General features: G+C 41.0%; 8 protein-coding genes. 5 read left to right on the top strand and 3 right to left on the bottom strand.

Features of this window, described 5'->3' with window-relative positions; translation table 11 throughout:
- Positions 1–266 (bottom strand): helix-turn-helix domain-containing protein (locus AACU98_RS09100; RefSeq protein ID WP_004246255.1); only part of this gene is annotated, 266 nt, incomplete at its 3' end.
- A gap of 185 nt (positions 267–451) precedes the next feature.
- Between AACU98_RS09100 and AACU98_RS09095 the strand changes: the two genes are divergently transcribed.
- Positions 452–799, top strand: coding sequence for a DNA-binding protein (locus tag AACU98_RS09095; protein WP_004246254.1), 348 nt, complete (start codon positions 452–454; stop codon positions 797–799).
- A 78-nt stretch (positions 800–877) separates the two neighbouring features.
- Entirely contained in the window at positions 878–1,294 is a 417-nt protein-coding gene (locus AACU98_RS09090) for a DNA-binding protein (protein WP_004246253.1), read from the top strand.
- A gap of 46 nt (positions 1,295–1,340) precedes the next feature.
- On the opposite strand, the gene ispB is transcribed toward AACU98_RS09090, so the two are convergent.
- Complete coding sequence (ispB, locus tag AACU98_RS09085) at positions 1,341–2,312, bottom strand: octaprenyl diphosphate synthase (RefSeq protein ID WP_004246252.1); 972 nt, start codon at positions 2,310–2,312, stop codon at positions 1,341–1,343.
- Positions 2,313–2,574: 262 nt separating this feature from the next.
- On the opposite strand from ispB, the gene rplU reads away from it, so the two are divergent.
- From rplU to cgtA, 3 genes are all read left to right on the top strand, one after another.
- Complete coding sequence (gene rplU, locus AACU98_RS09080) at positions 2,575–2,883, top strand: 50S ribosomal protein L21 (RefSeq protein ID WP_004246251.1); 309 nt, start codon at positions 2,575–2,577, stop codon at positions 2,881–2,883.
- A 19-nt stretch (positions 2,884–2,902) separates the two neighbouring features.
- Positions 2,903–3,160: a 50S ribosomal protein L27 gene (gene rpmA, locus AACU98_RS09075; RefSeq protein WP_004246250.1), complete on the top strand. Its 258-nt coding sequence runs from the start codon at positions 2,903–2,905 to the stop codon at positions 3,158–3,160.
- Between the two features lie 131 nt (positions 3,161–3,291).
- Positions 3,292–4,461: an Obg family GTPase CgtA gene (gene cgtA, locus AACU98_RS09070; protein WP_049203440.1), complete on the top strand. Its 1,170-nt coding sequence runs from the start codon at positions 3,292–3,294 to the stop codon at positions 4,459–4,461.
- Between the two features lie 110 nt (positions 4,462–4,571).
- On the opposite strand, the gene dacB is transcribed toward cgtA, so the two are convergent.
- Entirely contained in the window at positions 4,572–6,014 is a 1,443-nt protein-coding gene (dacB, locus tag AACU98_RS09065) for a serine-type D-Ala-D-Ala carboxypeptidase (protein WP_004249607.1), read from the bottom strand.
- Positions 6,015–6,378: the final 364 nt, after the last annotated feature.

The raw sequence follows: 6,378 nt of genomic DNA, 5'->3' as shown, positions 1-6,378 counted from the left end.
TAATTATTGGTTTTGTCGCGTATCTTCCGTTCAAGTAATTCTCCTGTTTCAGGATGAAAATAACGACTGGGCCAAATTTCCGAAGGCGCTACACCTAGAAAGTCAGCAATGATTTTCTCACCTTTTGGCCAAGGGCGTGACAGTGCATTAGCCAGTGTTGAAGAGCTTAAACCAGCTTGGCGAGAGATGGCTGCCAGTGTTGTGCCTCGTTTTCTGAGTGCGGCAATAATATCGGCAGGATGCCAATCAGATTTCCTTGAAATCATTTTTAATCCTTTTTCTATAAAATTAAATGCTGTGTTAGTGGTATAAATAACAGTTTATTAGAAATGCTTAAAAGCATTAAACTGATTATTTAGAAAATAAAATAACATTATTTTTCTAAAAATATTTCTGATTTTTTTCTTAATAATTTCTTTTTTGAAGTTGATAACAATTTTAGAGAAACGTAATGAAAAAAGAGTGGTATACGGCAATGGAATTGACGGGTATAGGTGGATTACCTAAATCACCACAAGGTGTAAATGCAAAAGCTAAACGTGAATCTTGGTTAAAACAAAAGAGAACTAATAAACAAGGAAATGGCGTTGAATATCATTACTCTTGTTTACCAGAAGAAACTTTAATTGCTCTGGAGCTTTATGAACCATTAGCACATTACAAACTAAATAAAGAGGAGCCACTCGTTATCTGGGTGAAAGCATTCCAACAACTTAATGATGGTGAACAAAAAACAGTAACAGAGCTGATCTTGCGGGATGGTATTAGAAGTTTTTTAGAAAAGATCGTCAAAGATTAAGCGACTTTAAAGAACGCGCTATTGCGTTATCCGCAACCGATATCTGACTAACCTCTTAGTTGAATGTGAGATGAGATCATGAAAAAAGAATGGTATACAGCAAAAGAATTAGTAGGGCTTGCAGGGTTACCTAATTCTCCACAAGGGGTCAATTTAATGGCACGCCGTGAAGGATGGGAAAATCGCCGTAAGCGTGGAGTACAAGGTAAAGCCGTTGAGTACTCGGTTAAAAGCCTCCCTGAAGAGGTGGTGAGTGTGTTAGCGGCGCATGAGCCTCCTGCAGAATATTTATCTAAGCGTCAGGATGCCTTTCTTATCTGGGTGGAAGCTTATTATCAGCTAACAAAATCAGAGCGTGAAAAAATCGTAAAATTTGTTTTACGAGAAGGTCTCGCTAAGTTAATTAGCTATATTGATGCTGACAATCAAGAAGAGATCGAACGAGAAAATGAAGAAGTGGTTCAAAAATTAAAAAGCCCCCCAGAGTCGACATAGTCGCTCTGACGGGCTTCTCATACTTTATGGGGTTTAGGTATGAAAATTACGATTGTCGTTGCACAGCAACGTGCGCAAGGCCAATTAATGCATCTTTGTAAGATGAATCAGGAATAATCGCTAACGCCTCAATGGCTTTATCGGCTTCTTCTTCCGCTTTTTGGCGGGTATATTCCAGTGAGCCACACTGTTTCATCGTTTTTAACACAGTGTCGAGTAAATGACGGCCGTTACCTTTTTCAATGGCTTGACGAATGAGTTGTGATTCTGTTTCGTTACCATGGTGCATGGCATGAAGTAAAGGCAAAGTAGGTTTACCTTCATCCAGATCGTCACCGGTATTTTTACCTAATTGGGTATTATCTGCATCATAATCCAGTAAATCGTCAATCAGCTGGAATGCAGTACCAAGATAACGACCATAATCTTGGAAAGCTTTCTCTTGCTCTGGAGTGGCTCCGCATAGGATGGCTGACGCATGAGAGGCAGCTTCAAATAAACGGGCGGTTTTACTGTAGATAACTTGCATATAGTCATCTTCAGTAATGTCAGGATCGTTACAATTCATTAATTGTAATACTTCACCTTCAGCGATCACATTGGTTGCGCTAGACATCAGCTTTAGCACGCGCATGGAATCAAGATCCGTCATCATCTGAAAAGATCGTGTATAAATAAAGTCACCTACCAGCACGCTTGCAGCATTACCAAACACAGCATTAGCTGTTTGTTTGCCTCTACGCATATCGGATTCATCAACAACATCGTCGTGCAATAATGTTGCGGTATGAATAAATTCAATTAAAGCGGCGACAGAGATATGTTTGTCCCCTTGATAATCCAAAGCTCGGCCGGTCAGAACAGCGATCATTGGGCGGATCCTTTTACCACCACCGCTAATGATGTAGTAACCAAGCTGGTTTATCAAAGAAACATCTGAATTAAGCTGGTAAAGAATTGCGTCATTTACCGCAGCCATATCAGCGGATGTGAGTTTTATAATAGATTCTAAATTCATGTTTTTCGACTTTGGCTCGCCAATGAGCGCGTTATAATTAATAAAAAATGATCATGCCATAGATTTTACTCTCTTATAATTTAGATTGTACTTTAAAAATGGCTGAAATAAATATTGTGTAAAAAACTCTTTTTTTTGCTGGTTGTTTGCGATCTATACTTGTCATCGCGACTAAATTTGCGTAGAATTCGCGCCCTATGTGAATATTTTAATTGTGCACTCAAATTATACATATTGGGAGTGTGCGGAAAGCGGAGTTTATATGTACGCGGTTTTCCAAAGTGGTGGTAAACAACACCGAGTCAGCGAAGGTCAAACAATTCGCTTAGAAAAGCTTGAAGTAGCAACTGGCGAAACTATTGAGTTTGACACCGTCATGATGGTCGCTGATGGCGACAACATTCAAATTGGCGCTCCAATCCTTGAGGGCGTTAAAGTTAAAGCGGAAGTGGTTGCTCACGGTCGCGGCGAGAAAGTTAAAATTGTTAAGTTCCGTCGTCGTAAACACAGCCGTAAACAACAGGGCCACCGTCAGTGGTTTACTGATGTTAAAATCACTGGTATCGCTTAAGGTTTAGGAGAGCAGATTAATGGCACACAAAAAGGCTGGCGGCTCGACTCGTAACGGTCGCGATTCCGAAGCAAAACGTCTAGGTGTAAAACGTTTCGGTGGTGAAGCTGTATTAGCAGGTAGCATCATCGTTCGTCAACGTGGTACTAAGTTCCATGCAGGTACTAACGTTGGTTGTGGTCGTGACCACACCCTGTTTGCGTTAGCTGACGGAAAAGTTAAATTCGAAGTTAAAGGTCCAAACAATCGTAAATTTATCAGCATCGAAGCTGAATAATTACCGGTCCTTTAAACACCGAGTTAAAAGCCCTGCACAGTCTGTTGCGGGGCTTTTTATATTTAAAAAAGGCCATCTCTGGGTAATTTCGGCCATCCAGCACGTTAATGGCTATCATACGGAGTAAAATCATGAAATTTGTTGATGAGGCCAAGATCCTAATCGTCGCTGGCGACGGTGGTAACGGCTGTGTAAGCTTTCGTCGAGAAAAATATATCCCGAAAGGGGGACCAGACGGTGGTGATGGCGGTGATGGTGGTGATGTCTACATGGTTGCAGACGAAAACCTCAACACCCTTATCGATTACCGTTTTACTAAATCTTACCGCGCTGAGCGTGGTGAAAATGGCCAAAGCCGTGATTGTACGGGAAAACGTGGTCAAGATATTACTATTAATGTCCCTGTGGGGACGCGTGCCCGTGATCTTGCTACAGGTGAGATCATTGCTGACTTAACGGTACATGGTCAAAAACAAATGGTCGCTAAAGGTGGCTTCCATGGTTTAGGGAATACGCGTTTTAAATCATCAGTCAATCGTGCACCACGTCAACGCACAATGGGTACACCGGGTGAATCACGTGAAGTACTGTTAGAGCTGATGTTACTTGCGGATGTAGGTATGTTAGGTATGCCGAATGCCGGTAAATCTACCTTTATTCGAGCCGTCTCGGCAGCCAAACCAAAAGTGGCAGATTATCCATTTACTACACTAGTACCTAGCTTAGGTGTTGTGCGTATGGACAGCCATCAAAGCTTTGTCGTTGCAGATATACCGGGGCTGATCGAAGGGGCTGCTGATGGCGCGGGTCTTGGGATCCAGTTCCTGAAACATTTAGAACGTTGCCGTGTATTATTGCATTTGATCGACATCGATCCTATTGATGGTTCTGATCCCGTTGAAAATGCCAAAATCATTATTTCTGAATTAGAAAAATACAGCGATAAACTGGCACAAAAACCACGTTGGTTAGTTTTCAATAAAGTGGATCTGCTTGATGCCGATGAAGCAAAACAGAAAGCACAAGCGATAGTTGACGCGTTGGGTTGGGAAGGTGATTATTATATGATTGCTGCTATCAACCAAGAAGGGGTGAAAAAACTTTGTTGGGATATTATGGAATTCCTGAAAGTAACCCCACGTGAGCAAGATATTGCTACCGCTTTAGCCGCTGAAGAAAAAGTTGATTTTATGTGGGATGACTACCATAAAGAACAACTTGAAAATCCTGACCTTGAAGACGATGACGAAGATTGGGATGAAGAAGATGATGATGGTGTAGAGTTTATCTACCAACGCTAATCTCTCTTTTTATCGGTATTGTTGTCTCGGTATCGTATAGACATACAGATAGCGAGACATAAAAAACGCCTGAATTTTCAGGCGTTTTTACTTTCTAACAAATAATAGTGCTATCTATTGTTATAGATATCTTTATATAAATTCGTTTCAAAACGAACCAAATAGGCGCGTCCAGCATTGCGATTTTGTGTAGGCGGAGAGTAGGCAGAAATAAATTGTACAAATGCTACTTTCTGTCCATTGGCTGTGGTCATAAAGCCAGCTAGATTATACACTCCCTTGAGTGAGCCTGTTTTAGCGGAAACTTTACCGTTGACGCCCGCTTCAGTAAAACCACCACGATATTGCAATGTACCATCATGACCAGCAAGAGGAAGCATACTGATAAAATTTAACTCACTATCATGTTGTCCGACATATTGTAATACTTGCATCATGGTTGCGGGGGCTATCAGGTTATGGCGGGAAAGCCCAGATCCATCCACCATAATTGTATTAGCTAAATCAATGCCCGCTTTTTGTTTTAAAATAGCACGAGTGGCATCCGCCCCTGAACGCCAAGTGCCAGCAACACCATAATATTCACGACCAATAGTTCTAAATACGGCATCTGCAATCATATTGTCAGACTCTTTTAACATCGTCGTCAATAAAGTGTGTAACGGTTTAGATTGTGTTTGTGCTAAAACAGTAACAGGGGCTTTAGGTTGGGAGCGGCGTTTGACATAACCGTCCAGCTCAATATCTGCACGTTGTAACTCTTCTTTTAGCAATATACCTGCCCAGTGCGCACCATCTTGAATGGAAAACATCAGCGGCATGGCTTCTTCACGTTTAGGAATGCAGCCTGTTATCACATAAGTATTTAAATCTCTCACCGTGACGTCTAATTCGCAAAAGCGGGTTCGTGTTGAGCCTTTTTCATAGGTTTCAACTTCGCTTAAAACCGTGACAGGATAAAAAGACGCTTTACGTATGGTGGCGATATCACCTTCTTTTTGACCACTTTGCAGTAAGACGGAAAAACAATTTTTATCTACAATAGCGGCACTTGGTGGGGCACTAAAGCATTGGGTCATATCATTCCAAACCCATCCCGGCGCTTTGTCATGGCTGGAGAAAGCAGAGGTATCAATTAATAAATTTCCCGTTATTTTTGTGACGCCAGATTGTTTTAATACGGCAACCATTGCTCGTAATTGCTGGCGAGTTAGCGTAGGATCACCACTAAAACGGAAAATTAAATCACCCTCTAGTTGATTGTTTTTTATCTTACCTTCCGTTTCCATTGTGGTGGTAAATTGATAATCGCCCCCTAATTGCAATAGGGCGGCTAAAGCTGTGACCACTTTTTGTGTGCTGGCTGGCAAAGATAATTGATTATCATTATAAGTTAGGTTAGGGGAGGATGCGCCAACAGTTTGGGTGATTAAACCGACTTGAGTGCCATCAGGCAAAAGTTCTATATATTTTTCAACAGGAATGGCGAGGGTTGAAAAGCTTAACAGACTCAAGGTATAAAATATTCCGCGGAATATAGGTAATAAGCGCATAATTTCTCTATCCGTAACTATAAGCTTAACGCTATAGTGTTGATTGCCAGAGGCTAATACTAAAGGGCAATGAGGGCAAAAGTAAACGGTAACACGTGTGATTATCTGATTATCAGAAAATATTACTTATCCTGTTTTTAAAACGAGAATAAGACGTGAAGCCATTGGCCTCTTGTGTTAGATTTAGTTTAGCTTTAGATAAGGGAGGTTTTTACTACTTCCCAACCAAAAGGGTAGAAAGTTACAATTATTTTCTATTCATCGAATATATAAAGGGACAGGCCCTCATTAAGGCTGCCTGTGTCTTTTTTTGTCTTGAGAAGAGTAAAGTAGAACCTTTTCTCTGTGTTGTTAGTATAAAAAA

It is taken from the genome of Proteus sp. G4380, assembly GCF_963885725.1.
In the GTDB taxonomy this organism is placed as follows: Bacteria; Pseudomonadota; Gammaproteobacteria; order Enterobacterales; family Enterobacteriaceae; genus Proteus; species Proteus mirabilis.
Note: the sequence above shows the minus strand (reverse complement) of the source record. Positions and strands in the feature narration are given on the sequence as shown.

What these genes read in the sequence shown, in the direction of transcription:
- rpmA (WP_004246250.1), top strand. Translation starts at nt 2,903, where the DNA reads ATGGCACACAAAAAGGCTGGCGGCTCGACTCGTAACGGTCGCGATTCC.
- ispB (WP_004246252.1), bottom strand. Translation starts at nt 2,312, where the DNA reads ATGAATTTAGAATCTATTATAAAACTCACATCCGCTGATATGGCTGCG.
- cgtA (WP_049203440.1), top strand. Translation starts at nt 3,292, where the DNA reads ATGAAATTTGTTGATGAGGCCAAGATCCTAATCGTCGCTGGCGACGGT.
- dacB (WP_004249607.1), bottom strand. Translation starts at nt 6,014, where the DNA reads ATGCGCTTATTACCTATATTCCGCGGAATATTTTATACCTTGAGTCTG.
- AACU98_RS09095 (WP_004246254.1), top strand. Translation starts at nt 452, where the DNA reads ATGAAAAAAGAGTGGTATACGGCAATGGAATTGACGGGTATAGGTGGA.
- rplU (WP_004246251.1), top strand. Translation starts at nt 2,575, where the DNA reads ATGTACGCGGTTTTCCAAAGTGGTGGTAAACAACACCGAGTCAGCGAA.
- AACU98_RS09090 (WP_004246253.1), top strand. Translation starts at nt 878, where the DNA reads ATGAAAAAAGAATGGTATACAGCAAAAGAATTAGTAGGGCTTGCAGGG.